Below are 14357 nucleotides of genomic sequence, written 5' to 3' on the forward strand. Positions count from 1 at the left end.
TTAATAAGAACGAGTGGGAACACTTTTTCAGAGTTCAGAAAAAGTGTTCCTTATATAGGGAAATGTGGGGAGATTTAGATGACAAGTACTCCAAAATATTCTTGGATTATCTTATTATTCCTAGTTCTTAGCGGGATGATCAACCAAGTGGATAAAATAATTATTGGTTTGGTTTCCGTTCCTTTAATGAAAGAGTTACATTTAAGTCCATCGCAATGGGGAGTCGTAGGAAGTTCTTTCTTTTGGTTCTTTACCTTCTCCTCTATTATTCTTGGCGGCATGGCCGATTCAAAAAACACGAAAAAAATGTTAACTTGGATGTCGTTGATTTGGTTGATAGTTCAATTTTTCACCCCTTTCGTTAGTAGTTTGTCTATGCTTTTGTTAACCAGAATGATTTTGGGAGCTGGTGAAGGTCCTGCCCCCGCTCTATCCACGGCAATCATGGGAAAATGGTTCCCGAAACATAGGCACGGCATCGGCTTTGGTGCGGTTCTATTAGGAACGACAGGGGGATCTGCGATCGCTTCACCATTATTAATCTCCTTGATTGATCATTATGGATGGAGATCTGCATTTATAACGATGGGCATTCTGGGACTGATTGTGCTGGTATTATGGATGATTTTTGGTAAAGAAAGTCCTCAAGAAATCGGCTGGCCGTCGATACAGCAAAAGGAGCAGCAATCATCCAGCCTCTCAAAAGTTTCTTGGAGTCAGTTTCTTCCGCATCTATTATCTAAAAATTTTATTCTGATCGTATTGTGCGGGGGGGGTGCCTATTGGTTATTGTCCGTACAAGCGGTATGGCTTCCAGCCTATTTTACCAAAATTCAACATTTTAATGGTCAAACATTAAAATTAGCAGTGTCTTTACCTTTTCTTTTTGCAGCCTTTTGCCAATTAGGATTTGCCATTCTATCAGATCGGCTCTATCGTAAAACCAGAGATATTCGTAAGGCACGAATAAATCTTGCCGGTATAACGATGATGTTATCCGCTCTATGCTTATACCTAGCAAATGCCGCGAATTCCACGGCGATGTCCATATTGTTCTTCACCCTTGCTCCGGGTTTTGCGTATGTCATTCTTTCACTCGCACCCGCAATATTGATGGAGTTTTTTTCTCCCCAGAATATTGGAAAGGCACAAGGGACGTTCATTGCACTTGCGAGTACTACAAGTGTTATTGCTCCACTCGTATTTGGCTATCTTATTCAAAATGCATCGACTGAAGCTATCGGATACGGATACGCATTTCAAGCTTCTTCTTTAGGGATGCTCATTATCGGATTATTGTTTTGGATCGGTGTACGTCCCGCAAAGGAAAGCCGCACAATAATTGAAACAGATGAGAAAGTGAGTATTTAAGAGGTATAAACGTAGATTGAAAGATTCTTAGTAAGATTATATTGATCTAACTTAATTATAAGTTACAAATAATAATTTCATTTAATTAATAATAAGTGTGCCATGAATAACGAATTCAAAATATTCAGTCAATTACGGCGATATAACAAATATAAAGGAGGAATATGTATGTCAGTTATTTTAAAGGAAAAAATTCAAGGGCGTTCAGCGTGGAAAGGTATCGAACTAGCAAAAGATGATTCATGGATTTATTATTTGTCAGAGAAAACCCTTGCAGCTCTTGACAAGGCTGTATTACATGTTCAACAAATAGGGTTAAAGGCACCCAATTTTAACAAGGAGGATTTCCCAATTCCTGATCTCGCTGATGAAATTGCTTATTTTGTTGACGAGCTGGAGAATGGGAGAGGATTTCTATTGATTCGTGGATTACCAATGGATCAATATACTGACGATGAAGCTAGTATCATTTACTGGGGTCTTGGACTTCACTTGGGCCTACCGATCATCCAAGGAAAAAAGGGTGACCTCTTAGGGCATATCAAAAACATGGGTAAAGACTTTAATGATAATACAACAGTAAGAGGTTACCAAACGAATGTACGTCTTGACTATCACACAGATCTTGCTGATGTTGTCGGATTACTATGTCTTCGTAAAGCGAAATCTGGCGGTTTAAGCAGTATCGCTAGTGCGTTGTCTATCTATAATGAAATTCTGGATAATCACCCTGAGTACCTTGAAATTCTCTATCGTCCATTCGCCCATGATCTTCGTGGAGAAGAAGCACCAGGTCAATCTCCAGTAGTTTCATCACCGATCTTTAGCTATTACGATGGTAAATTAAGCTGCAGATATATGCGTCAATATGTCGAATCAGCACAAACAAAAACAGGTATCTCTTTGTCAAAAGAGGAAATCGAAGCATTTAATTTTGTAGATTCCCTTACTGCTGATAAAAACTTTCATATTGATATGATGATGGAACCGGGTGATATGCAATTCGTTAATAATTATACCGTTTTTCATTCACGTACACTATTTGAAGATTATGAAGAAGATGACCGCAAACGTCATTTATTAAGATTGTGGCTCATGATGCCAAATGGACGAAAAATTGCTCCAGGTTTCGAGTTTTATATAGGAGGAGCACCTGTAATTAGATAAAAACCGGTGGTAATAATAATCACCAATAATTCTTGAATGGTGATTTTATTCAACGAAAATGATGAATGAAATCACCATTTTATGTTTTTTATTTTGAAGTGAGAGTTTCTTGACAGGAATAATGCTTTCGCATATAGACTGGGTAATTTAAAAATAACCTGAAGTGAGGATGATGTTTTTTGGCAAATTTAGATCCGCAAGCAGAAAAATATTTACAAGCATTTAATCAGCTGCCACCTATTCATACGATGGATCATAAGTCAGTAAGAGAGAGGCTTTCTAAAGCACCGCGTCCTGCAGTAAAATTAGAACCGCTTTCAAAAGTTGAGGATTTCATGATTCCGGTAAGCCAGGATGAAACAATCAAATGCAGGGTATATATACCGGAAGGGCAAGGTCCTTTCCCTCTATTTATTTACTACCATGGTGGAGGATGGGTTCTAGGAGACATTGAATCAACGGATGCAAGCTGCCGAATGATAGCGAATCGAACGGAAAGTATTGTTGTATCCGTAAACTATCGTCTTTCTCCAGAGTATAAGTTTCCGACTCCAGTAGAAGACGCCTATTCCGCATTGCAATGGGTTTTTGAAAAAGGAACTTCATTTAACGGAGAAGTTTCTCGATTGGTAGTTGGAGGGGATAGCGTAGGTGGAAATCTAGCGACTGTAGTTACGATGATGGCGAGAAACAAAAAAGGTCCAAACATCACTGCACAGGTCTTAATCTATCCTGCTACAAATCTTGAGTTCAATACGGAATCCCATCGAACCTTTGCAAAAGGATTTGGTCTTGATCGCGAACAGTTAATTTGGTTCCGTGATCATTATTTAAGGAATAATGAGGACAGGCGTAATGAGTATGCTTCCCCCTTGGTCGCTCAAGATTTAAGTGGTCTCCCGCCAGCAATTGTTATTACAGCTGAAAATGATGTACTTCGGGATGAAGGAATGGCCTATGCTGAACGTCTGAAAGATTTTGGTGTTCAAGTTGAATATGAATGTGAACCCGGGATGGTCCACGGATTTTTTGTACAAATGGACATTTTCTCAAAGAACATAGAATTGACTGTTTCTAGGATCGAGAAGTTCTTGAGTTCCTTAAAATATACAATAGGGATAGAATGAAAGAAAATGTTCTAAATGAAGCGAGCCTCAGAATTTAGTGAGGCTCGCTTTTTAAAATACATATTTAATTTTTAAATAGAAATTATTGATAATCAATGAAACAGTAATAATAGCAACCCTAGGCATTTAGTAATAAACGGTATTTCCAATTCCACCGGTTACCGAAATGACATCGCCAGTTATCGATGCCGCCAAAGGTGAGGCTAGGAAGGTAACGACATTAGCAATTTCCTCTGGTGTAATCAAGCGGCCGAGGGCATTCATTGATGCTGCCTGGCGTATAGCTTCCTCATTAGTGACACGGCCTCTAAACGTTTCAGTATCGACAATCCCTGGATAAACAGCATTGACAGTAATTCCGTGCTTTCCTAATTCTAATGAAGCGGATTTTGTCATATGGACAACAGATGCATTACGAGGACCGGAACTAAAATAATTGCCGCCAATTCTAGCTGCCAGACCACTTATATTGATAATACGTCCCCAATTATTTTGGATCATATAAGGAGCAACAGCCCGGACACAACGAAAATAGCCCATATACTTTTCTTCAAAATCTTTCAAGATAAGTTCATCTTTAATGCTGTTAAAATCCTCTGGTTCATGACCTCCAACACGGGCTCCACTGTTGATTAAAATATCAATGCTTCCCATTTCTGCTGCTGATTTTTCAACTAAATTTAGGATAGAGCCAGGATCATTAGTATCTGCCACGATTGGATAAATATTTCTGTTGGTTTCATTGGCCAATTCGTCTGCTGCATTCTTAAGTGAAGATTCGTTTCTTGAACAAATCGTACAATCCACACCTTCCAAAGCCAACTGACGGGCAATAGCTTTGCCAATCCCCCTGCTTCCTCCAACGATAAGTGCTTTTTTTTCAGATAATTTTAAGTCCATAGTTCAACCTCCTGTTTCGAATTAACTTGTATAAGACTCTGCTTGAAAGTGATTTATTAGAATATTTAATCATTTCTATCTTTGATTCTACCTATAAATGATAATTATATAAAATTAAAGATTTTAAATTGCACTTAAGTTTTATTAATATAATGATAAGTGTTGTAAAATTACATGTATAAAGGTGTTTCATTTTCCATTTATTAGTAAAGTTTATTTGCAAATTAAAAATTTTAATTTTATTTAACTGAAAATTATGAATATAATTAACGGAATAACATTTATAACAGTCAGAAGTTATTTAAAGCGCTTTCATAAAAAAAGGGGGGAACAAGGAACATCATTTATTAAGCAATAATTGTTTGTATAAGGGTTTCTAAGATAATGGCAGTCGCTTTTAAAGTAGGAAAACAGCCCAAACTTTAGTACTATAGTTAAATTTCAATATAAAACGAAGGAGGATTCTAGGTGCCGTCTATTTTAAAGGGAAAAATTCAAGGACCAGTAGCTTGGAAAGGTATTGATTTGGCTAAAGATGATTCATGGATTTATTATTTGTCAGAGAAAACGATTGCAGATCTTGAGAGCGCTTTATTTTGTGTAAAACAAAAAGGGTTAAAGGCACCTGATTTTAACAAGGAGGACTTTCCAATTCCGGAGCTTTCTGACGAAATAGCCTACTTTATAGACGAGCTGGAAAATGGGAGAGGTTTTCTATTAATTCGTGGCTTACCAATTGAAAAGTATACAGATGAAGAAGCAAGCATCATTTACTGGGGTCTCGGAGTCAACTTGGGCATCCCGGTAACGCAAAACGCAAAAGGTGATCTATTAGGACATGTTGTTGACCAAGGTCTCAACATTAATGATTCAAATGTACGTGGTTACCAAACGAATGCTCATCTTCCCTTTCACCCAGATGGATCTGACGTAGTCGGGTTATTAAGTCTTCGAAAAGCTAAATCTGGCGGTTACAGTAGTATCGTAAGTTCAATCGCGGTTTACAATGAAATTCTGGATAGGTACCCAGAATATCTGGGAATTCTCTATCTTCCATATTTCTTGGATCGTCGTGGTGAGGAAACACCAGGTGAATCTCCTGTTTATTCATCACCAGTCTTTAGTTATTACGATGGTAAATTAAGCTGCAGATATAACCGCGGATATGTCGAATCGGCACAAGCGAAAACAGGTAGATATTTGTCAAAAGTTGAAACTGAAGCATATGACTTAATAGATTCCCTTCTATATGATGAAAACATGCATATTGATATGATGATGGAACCGGGTGATATGCAATTTGTTAATAATTATACTGTTCTTCATTCACGTACTGTATACGAAGACTATCAAGAATCCGAACGCAAACGTCATTTATTAAGATTGTGGCTCACGATGCCAAATGGGCGAGAAATTGCGCCAGACTTCGCGATGTTCATTGATGAGAAAACAGGGAAAGCGGGTCGCGGCGGTATTCCTGTACGTGAAAAAACAGCTGGAGGTATTGCAGAAAAAATGAGGTAAGGGGTTTAATAAACATAAAGAGTTTAGACGAGGTTAAACACGGAAGATTTACCTTTAAAAACTTTTAAAACACCAATTGATTCATGTTAACGGAATAGAAGGGGAGATTATTAATTTGAAAACACCTAAATATTCTTGGATCATATTATTAATTCTTGTAGCTTCAGGCATGATCAACCAGGTTGATAAAATTATCATTGGTTTGGTTTCTGTTCCTCTAATGAAAGAGTTACATTTAAGTCCTTCACAATGGGGAATGGTCGGCAGTTCGTTCTTTTGGTTCTTTACCTTTTCCTCTTTCATTCTAGGGGGAATGGCCGATTCAAGAAATACGAAAAAAATGTTTACTTGGATATCGTTTGTATGGTTGATTGTTCAATTTACCACACCTTTCGTTTCCAGTCTGTCTCTGCTAGTAATCACAAGAATGGTCTTGGGAGCAGGAGAAGGTCCTGCCGTTGCTATATCAACTTCAATAATAGGAAAATGGTTCCCTAAACATAGACATGGTATAGGTTTTGGCGCTGTTCTCTTTGGAGCAACAATCGGGCCCGCGATTGCTTCACCATTATTAATCTCCTTGATCCATGGATATGGATGGAGATCTGCTTTTATAGCAATGGGGATTGTTGGACTAATGGTGCTAGTTTTATGGTTGATTCTTGGAAAAGAAAGCCCAAGAGAAATCGGTTCGTATGCTTTTGATCAAGAAGAAAAGCACTCAATAATTTCTACTAATGTTTCTTGGCGTCAGTTTCTTCCGTATCTTTTATCTAAAAATTTTATTTTTACCGTTTTGTGTGCGGGTTGTGCCTATTGGTTATTGTCCGTTCAAGCCGTATGGTTTCCTGCATATTTTACCGAAATTCAACATTTTGATGGGAAAATGTTAAAACTTGCAGTGTCTTTACCTTTTCTTTTTGCTGCCATTTGTCAAATTGTATTTGCCTTGTTATCGGATCGGCTTTATCGCAAAACAGAAGATATTCGTAAAGCACGAATAAATGTTGCAGGGATTACGATGGTGCTATCCGCTATTTGTTTATTTCTTGCAAATGCCTTTAATTCTAGTGCTATCTCCATTCTATTCTTCATCCTTGCTCCGGGTTTTGCGGTTGTTATTCTTTCACTTGCACCCGCCATATTAATGGAATTCTTTTCTCCTAAAAACATTGGAAAGGCTCAAGGGGCCTATGTTGCTCTAGCAAGTTCAACAAGCATTATTGCTCCGCTCATATTCGGGTATTTTATCCAGTATGCAGGAACTGAGGCAAAAGGATATGGTTATGGCTTCCAAGTTACTTCTTTGGTTATGTTAGTAATCGGATTATTGTTTTGGAGTATTGTCCGTCCCGCGAACCGAAGTCAAACAACGATAAAACCTGAGGAACAAGTTATTGTATAAAAATCATTAATTGGTGAATCAAGGAGGGAAATAGACTATGTGTAAAAATGAAAAGGCCGTTTCTGAGATGGACAGTTGTGTATTGTGTCATGAGGAATTAGCCATTATGGAGCGAAATCGCAGTAAGTGCTGGAGTTGTCAGGATAAGATATCCGAGACTTACGCTGATGATCATATTGAAGCGGAGGATTAAGTAAATTAGTTAGTTTCGTAAATGATTTGAACTGTAAAAGGAACTTCTTTATTACGGAGGTCCTTATTTATTCTTAGGCTATGTTAAACATAATTGTTGATTTTTCAAACTATGTTGATTGGAGCGAAGTGCCTGGAGCGGAAATCAACAGGTAAGTTTAACACAGCTTATACTTAAGATTATAGTTTGTAGTATATAAAGAATACTTACTTACCGATTAAAAAATTTAATTTTATTTAATTATTACTTATGAGTATGGTCGGTATCATAATAAAAAAATTCTATTAATTAAGTTAATAATGCAGGGAGTGAAAATATTGGCTGGGCAAGGAAAGTTAAACACAACATTTTATGAAGCGATTCAAGATATTCAAGATGGTGCAACCATCATTGTTGGTGGGTTTGGTCTGTCGGGAATTCCCGAGAATCTAATTCTAGCATTGCGAGAAAAGGGAACAAAAGACCTTACGATTGTCAGTAACAATTGTGGGGTGGATGATTGGGGACTGGGTTTACTGCTTGCCAATAAACAGATTAAGAAAATGGTGGCAAGCTATGTAGGTGAGAACAAGATCTTTGAAAAGCAATTTTTAAGTAGAGAATTGGAAGTAGAGCTTGTTCCCCAGGGTACACTGGCGGAAAGAATTCGGGCAGGAGGAGCTGGCATCCCTGGATTCTATACGCCGACTGGAGTGGGTACACCGATTGCAGAGGGCAAAGAGCACCGATTATTTAATGGCAGAACGCATATTCTTGAAGAAGGAATTGTTGGGGATTTTGCCTTCGTCAAGGCATGGAAAGGTGAACCGTTAGGAAATCTTGTTTACCGGAAAACAGCGCGCAATTTTAATCCACTAGCAGCAACGGCAGGCAGGATTACGATTGCCGAAGTGGAGCAAATGGTTGAAGTAGGTGCTCTTGATCCGGATGAGATTCATACACCTGGGATCTATGTTCAAAGCATATTGGAAGGAAAAAATTATGTGAAAAGAATTGAACGCCGTACCGTCATACCTACTTAACTTACCTTTAAAGGGTAACTTACCGCAAAAATTACAATGCGATTTTTCAGGAGGATTAACAGTATGGATACCAGGACAAAAATCATTAAGCGTGCGGTTCAAGAGATTCAAAATGGGATGAATGTGAATCTAGGAATTGGAATGCCTACTTTACTTGCGAACGAAATACCGAAAGAATTACATGTATTATTGCAATCCGAAAATGGGTTGCTTGGCATCGGACCTTATCCAGTTGAAGGGATGGAAGATCCTGATCTTATTAACGCAGGGAAAGAAACGGTTACAGCGGTAATCGGTGGATCTTTCTTTGACAGTGCTGAGTCCTTTGCCATGATTCGTGGGGGACACATTGATCTGGCTATCTTGGGAGGTATGGAGGTTTCCGAACAAGGTGACTTGGCAAATTGGATGATTCCGGGGAAATTGGTCAAAGGGATGGGAGGTGCGATGGATCTTGTCCATGGTGCCAAAAGAATTGTGGTCATAATGGAGCACACCAATAAGTACAATGAATCCAAAATCAAAAAAAGCTGTTCCCTTCCATTGACAGGTCAAAAGGTTGTAAATCGACTGATTACTGACTTGGCTGTATTTGATTTTACTCCCGAGGGAATGATTCTTGTGGAAACTCAAGAAGGTGTTTCACTTGATGAAGTGATAGAAAAGACGGAGGCTTCCTTTACGATCAGCACCAATTTGACATGTGGTAAAGGGGATCGCCAAAAGACTTCTATTACAAGGTAAAGAGATTACACTGCTAAGGGTAGAGATAGATTTGTAATAAGAGAAGCTTTTTCGCCCACCTTGAGACGAAGAACCTTCTCTTTTTTTTCTTTTTTAATTCTTAATAATTTCTGATTTTAAATAATGAATATATTTGTTGGCAAAAGTGGACAAATGTTTATTTTCTGATCGAACTAATCCTAAAGAAATATTTACAGTCGGATGATACACCAAATCAATTGGAACGATATCACCATTAATGATAAGGGGATAGTTTTTCATTACGAAATCAGGAGCAAATGTAATTGCCAAATTTTCATTGACGGCTTGGAGAACTCCATCCATATTATTTGATGTAAATAAGATTTTCAAGGGCTTATATTTATGAAAGAATTCTTGTACAAAATACTGCATAAATTCACCCTTATATGTCACGAGAGTTTGATCAAGTATATCATGCGGAGTTATAGTACCAAGGATGGCTAAGGGAGAATGCTTAGAAACATAAACTTTCTGCTTCCCTTCGATTAATGCTTCAAAAGCTATTCCTTCCATGTTTATGTTCAAATCACTTGAATACGTAATCAGTCCAATGTCAGTCTTGTGCTGTCGAACATCTTCAATTACAGCAGATCCACTTTTATCGGAAACCTCCAAATTTACGTGCGGATAATCATGTCTAAACGATGCTATCGCTTTTACCAGGAACGTCATCAATCCAGGTAATGACGAAATTTTTAGTTCCCCCACTTCCGTGGAATTCAATAAGTTAGCAGTCACTTTTATTTCCTCAAGTTTTTTTTGTACTTCATAGGCGAGTTTCAGAATGATTCTTCCTTCATCGGTTGGGACAGCGCCGTGTCCCCGTGACCGCTTAAGAACTTTAATCCCCAACTCCTTTTCCAAGTTGGTTATGGACTGGCTGATGTTGGATTGAGTCACATGTAGATTCTGTGCTGCGATAGACAGAGAACTGTATTTTGCGACTTCTACGATATATAGTAATTGTTCAATATTCATGACTGTTCTCCTTTTTTAAATATTAGTAATACTTACTTACAGATTAAAATCTTTAATTTTATTTAATTATAATTTATTAGTATAATCAATATCAATAATATTTTAAAATCTTTGAATATTCTAAAAACGGGAGGAGAACTAGAATGTCATTGAACCAATTGTTTGATTTAAATGGTAAGACAGCAATCGTTACCGGAGGCGGCAGCGGGTTAGGGCGTGTAATGGCACTGGCGTTGGCAGAAGCCGGAGCAAACGTTGTTGTATGTTCACGGCGTTTAGAAGTTTGCGAAGCAGTTGTAAAAGAAATCGAGGCGTTAGGAAGACAGGCACTTGCTCTATCATTGGATGTCACAGATCGGGAATCAGTCGTTCAAGGTGTGGAGAAAGCGGTTTCTCATTTTGGGGAAATCAAAATTTTAGTCAACGGCAGTGGAACAGTTTTTGAGTCTCCTGCTACGGATATGCCTTTAGAACAATGGCAAGCTATGCTGGATACAAATGTGACAGGAACATTCTTGATGTGTCAGGCAGTTGGTAAACATATGATTAATAACGAATACGGTAAAATCATTAACATTTCTTCTAGTATCGGTTTTAAAGGTGTTGACCCGGAAGCTGTAGATTCTGTCGGATATACAACTAGTAAGGGTGCAGTCATGACTTTAACGAAGGATCTGGCAGTTAAGTGGGGACGACATGGAGTGTATGTAAATTCAATTGCTCCTGGAGTTTTCACTACAGGAATGAATAACCCAGAAATACCGGGAACACTTGTACACAAAGCAGGCCCTTTCATTGCCTCACAAGTTCCAGTTAGAAGATTAGGCAGTGACAATGATTTGGTAGGTGCACTCCTTTACTTGGCTTCAGCAGCATCTGATTATTGTACTGGACAAATTTTGACTCTTGATGGTGGACTTGGGGCTAAGTAAATTTCATCCAAATAACGTGGTTGCGTAAATTAATCATACTTAATTGCAATTAAAAAATATCAATTTTACTTAACTGAAAATTAAGAATATACTGAAATTATAAATTCGAACCCAGTTAATTTGCTTGCTGATGAAAGCGATAACAATATGCGAATTTAATAAAAATTTATTGGAAGAGGGGATTTTAAGTGGGTAATTTAAAAGATGTAAAAGAAGTAGAAGTATTTCATGCAGGTAATGTTAGTGTAGATGAATTGCCTTGGATTCCATATTTTGGAGATGCGAAATTTAAATTGCTTAAAGCCAACCCTGTTACAGGACAAACGGTTACTTTATTATCTGTTCCTGCGAAAATGCAGCTTCCGGCCCATTTCCATCCTGGAACAGTCATTGTATATACCGTCCAAGGGACTTGGAGATATCTCGAGGAGCCTTGGATCTCCAAACCTGGTGACATGGTTTATGAGCCTGCAGGCTCCAAACATACGCCGACAGCTGTAGGGGATGAAGATGTTATCACCTTCAATATTGTAGAAGGAACATTAGACTATATAGGTGAAGAAGGAGAAATTCTTGCCAGAGACAATTGGGAAACATTCCTGAAAAGATACTATGAACATTGCGCGGCTGAAGGAATTGAACCTATTGATGTGACTAAATTTTGATAGTTTGAAAAAAAGAGAAGTCCGGCGTCCACATGACGAAGAGGCTTCTCTTTTTTCTTGGCTTTTTCATTTTAAATATTAGTTATAATAATTTACAAATTAATATTTTTAATTTTATTTTATTAAAACTTATAAGTATAATCATTAACATAATAATATTTTTAAAATTTTTAATATTCAAATTTAAAAGATAATAATGCTGGGAGGAATAATGATTAATGACAGCAAAGACGGTTTTGATTACTGGTGCTACAAAAGGGATCGGATATGAATTCACAAAAGTTTTTGCAGAGCATTGTTATAACTTGGTATTAGTTGCCAGAGATTCGGCGTTGTTGGAACAACAAGCCGAAAGTCTAAAAAAGGAATATGGCGTGCAAGTGAATACTTTTGCCGGCGATTTGAGTAGCCATACAACGGTAGAGAGCTTGCATCGATACTTGAAAAGCGAAAGAATCGACATCGATATATTGATTAATAATGCTGGAGCTGGCGGATTAGGGTTGATGACGGAATTGGATATTCAAAAAGAAATGGAATACCTGCAGCTCAACATGATTTCGCTCACGTATTTAACTAGACTTATTGCGGATGACATGGTGAAACGAAAGCAAGGTAAAATTTTAAACGTGGCTTCAACAGCGGCCTTTCAGCCAACTCCACGGATGTCGATGTATGGGGCCAGCAAATCTTACGTCTTATTCTTTACGGAAGCAATTGCGGAAGAACTTAAAGGAACCGGAGTTCAAGCTTCTGTATTATGTCCCCCTTCTACCAAAACGCCGCTCACGCAAGGCTTGGCCTCAACAAGAACAAAAATTTTCATTAAGAACTTAATTGAACCGCAAGCTGTTGCCAAGTGCGGATTTGAAGGGTTAATGAAGAATAAAACGGTGATTATTCCAGGCTTTAAAAATAAGCTCATGGCTAAATCTGTGGGATTGCTGCCAAGGAAATGGGTAACCATCTATACCCGAAAGCTTATCGAACAAAAAGTGTAAATAGCATTAAAGTTCTATCCTTGAAAGGGTTGGAGTTTTTAAAAGTATTATCTTTATAGATTTACGATGGCAAATAGCTTACATAGTTTTTCAGAAGATATTTTGTTTGGAATAACAAAATCAAAAAAGGGGACTAATGATGAATTTTTTATTATCTAAGGAACATCAAATGATGCAAAAAATGGTGCGAGAGTTTGCTCTAAACGAATGTGAACCTACTGCTGGTCAACGTGATGAAGAGGAATGCTTTGATATCAAGATTTGGCACAAGATGGCGGAACTTGGTTTATGCGGCATTCCTTGGCCAGAAGAGTACGGAGGTGCAGGTGCCGATTACTTGAGTTATGTGATCACGGTGGAGGAATTGTCACGGGTGGACGCTTCAATTGGGACCACGCTTTCCGCACATACATCGTTAGCCGGATGGCCGGTTTTCAAGTTTGGAACGGAACATCAAAAGCAAAAATATTTGCGGGCCATGGCGGAAGGAAAAAACATGGGTGCGTATTGCTTGACGGAATCTGGATCCGGATCTGATGCCAGTGGAATGAGAACAACAGCCGTTCTAGACGGAGATGAATGGGTCTTGAACGGATCGAAGATTTTTATCACCAACGGAGGCTATGCCGACACCTATATCGTTTTCGCACAGACCAACTCGGCACTAAAGCATAAAGGCATTTCTGCGTTTATTGTGGAAAAGGGCTTCCCAGGTTTCTCGGTAGGAAAGAAGGAAAAAAAGCTGGGCATTCGCTCTTCCGCCACGACAGAGGTCATTTTTGAGGACTGCCGCGTTCCAAAGGACAATCTTTTGGGCCAAGTTGGTGAAGGGTTCCAGATTGCCATGATGACTCTCGACGGCGGTCGGAACGGAATCGCTTCCCAAGCTGTTGGAATAGCTCAAGGAGCATTTGATAATGCTGTAGCATTTGCAAAGGATCGCGTCCAATTTGGCAGACCTATTAGCTCACTTCAAGCTATTCAATTCAAATTAGCCGATATGGCCACAAAAATCGAAGCTGCCCGTTTATTGACGTATCAGGCAGCATGGCGTGAGGAACAAGGAATTCCTTACGGACTTCAATCTGCAATGTCCAAACTATTTGCTGGAGACACCGCCATGGAGGTAGCGGTGGAGGCTGTTCAAGTATTTGGCGGATATGGATACACAAGGGAATATCCGGTAGAACGGTATATGAGAGATGCTAAAATCACCCAAATCTATGAAGGTACGCAAGAGATTCAGCGTCTTGTTATTGCCGGAAATCTGCTTAAAGCATAGAAAAAACTCAAAATTAATGAAAACA

Annotated in this window: 13 protein-coding genes; 11 read left to right on the forward strand and 2 right to left on the reverse strand. The window is 38.5% G+C overall.

Annotated elements, in window-relative coordinates; genetic code table 11:
* The first annotated feature begins 78 nt into the window (after nucleotides 1-78).
* From MKY17_RS09335 to MKY17_RS09345, 3 genes are all read left to right on the forward strand, one after another.
* Nucleotides 79-1371 carry an MFS transporter gene (locus tag MKY17_RS09335; protein ID WP_144553466.1) on the forward strand — a complete coding sequence of 431 codons (1293 nt, stop codon included), beginning with the start codon at nucleotides 79-81 and terminating at the stop codon, nucleotides 1369-1371.
* Between the two features lie 168 nt (nucleotides 1372-1539).
* Nucleotides 1540-2538, forward strand: a complete 999-nt coding sequence (locus MKY17_RS09340; RefSeq protein WP_141995164.1) for a TauD/TfdA family dioxygenase — start codon at nucleotides 1540-1542, stop codon at nucleotides 2536-2538.
* Between the two features lie 179 nt (nucleotides 2539-2717).
* Nucleotides 2718-3665 carry an alpha/beta hydrolase gene (locus tag MKY17_RS09345; RefSeq protein WP_098372742.1) on the forward strand — a complete coding sequence of 316 codons (948 nt, stop codon included), beginning with the start codon at nucleotides 2718-2720 and terminating at the stop codon, nucleotides 3663-3665.
* A 126-nt stretch (nucleotides 3666-3791) separates the two neighbouring features.
* Here MKY17_RS09345 and MKY17_RS09350 read toward each other — a convergent pair whose 3' ends face one another.
* Entirely contained in the window at nucleotides 3792-4565 is a 774-nt protein-coding gene (locus tag MKY17_RS09350; RefSeq protein ID WP_339201737.1) for an SDR family oxidoreductase, read from the reverse strand.
* Nucleotides 4566-5033: 468 nt separating this feature from the next.
* Here MKY17_RS09350 and MKY17_RS09355 point away from each other — a divergent pair, with 468 nt between their 5' ends.
* The 4 genes from MKY17_RS09355 to MKY17_RS09370 all read left to right on the forward strand — a co-directional run bounded on the left by MKY17_RS09355 (nucleotide 5034) and on the right by MKY17_RS09370 (nucleotide 9453).
* Entirely contained in the window at nucleotides 5034-6089 is a 1056-nt protein-coding gene (locus MKY17_RS09355; protein WP_098372744.1) for a TauD/TfdA family dioxygenase, read from the forward strand.
* 115 nt (nucleotides 6090-6204) lie between these two features.
* A complete protein-coding gene (locus tag MKY17_RS09360) occupies nucleotides 6205-7494 on the forward strand; it encodes an MFS transporter (RefSeq protein WP_098372745.1) in 1290 nt (429 codons plus the stop codon).
* 492 nt (nucleotides 7495-7986) lie between these two features.
* Nucleotides 7987-8709, forward strand: coding sequence for a CoA transferase subunit A (locus MKY17_RS09365; RefSeq protein WP_098372746.1), 723 nt, complete (start codon nucleotides 7987-7989; stop codon nucleotides 8707-8709).
* 63 nt (nucleotides 8710-8772) lie between these two features.
* Complete coding sequence (locus tag MKY17_RS09370; RefSeq protein WP_098372747.1) at nucleotides 8773-9453, forward strand: 3-oxoacid CoA-transferase subunit B; 681 nt, start codon at nucleotides 8773-8775, stop codon at nucleotides 9451-9453.
* Between the two features lie 93 nt (nucleotides 9454-9546).
* On the opposite strand, the gene MKY17_RS09375 is transcribed toward MKY17_RS09370, so the two are convergent.
* Nucleotides 9547-10452 (reverse strand): LysR family transcriptional regulator, encoded by a 906-nt coding sequence (locus MKY17_RS09375; RefSeq protein WP_057213827.1) that lies wholly within the window; start codon nucleotides 10450-10452, stop codon nucleotides 9547-9549.
* Nucleotides 10453-10595: 143 nt separating this feature from the next.
* Between MKY17_RS09375 and MKY17_RS09380 the strand changes: the two genes are divergently transcribed.
* The 4 genes from MKY17_RS09380 (at nucleotide 10596) to MKY17_RS09395 (ending at nucleotide 14332) form a co-directional block, all read left to right on the forward strand.
* Entirely contained in the window at nucleotides 10596-11384 is a 789-nt protein-coding gene (locus MKY17_RS09380) for an SDR family NAD(P)-dependent oxidoreductase (RefSeq protein ID WP_098372748.1), read from the forward strand.
* Nucleotides 11385-11572: 188 nt separating this feature from the next.
* The gene (locus tag MKY17_RS09385) at nucleotides 11573-12049 is read left to right on the forward strand and encodes a 2,4'-dihydroxyacetophenone dioxygenase family protein (protein WP_057213822.1); all 477 of its coding nucleotides are present in this window, start codon (nucleotides 11573-11575) and stop codon (nucleotides 12047-12049) included.
* A 218-nt stretch (nucleotides 12050-12267) separates the two neighbouring features.
* Complete coding sequence (locus MKY17_RS09390) at nucleotides 12268-13050, forward strand: SDR family oxidoreductase (protein WP_098372749.1); 783 nt, start codon at nucleotides 12268-12270, stop codon at nucleotides 13048-13050.
* 139 nt (nucleotides 13051-13189) lie between these two features.
* Nucleotides 13190-14332 carry an acyl-CoA dehydrogenase gene (locus tag MKY17_RS09395; RefSeq protein ID WP_098372750.1) on the forward strand — a complete coding sequence of 381 codons (1143 nt, stop codon included), beginning with the start codon at nucleotides 13190-13192 and terminating at the stop codon, nucleotides 14330-14332.
* The last annotated feature ends 25 nt before the right edge of the window (nucleotides 14333-14357 follow it).

Origin of the sequence: Peribacillus sp. FSL P2-0133 (assembly GCF_037975445.1) — a bacterium.
GTDB classification, from domain to species: domain Bacteria; phylum Bacillota; class Bacilli; order Bacillales; family DSM-1321; genus Peribacillus; species Peribacillus simplex_E.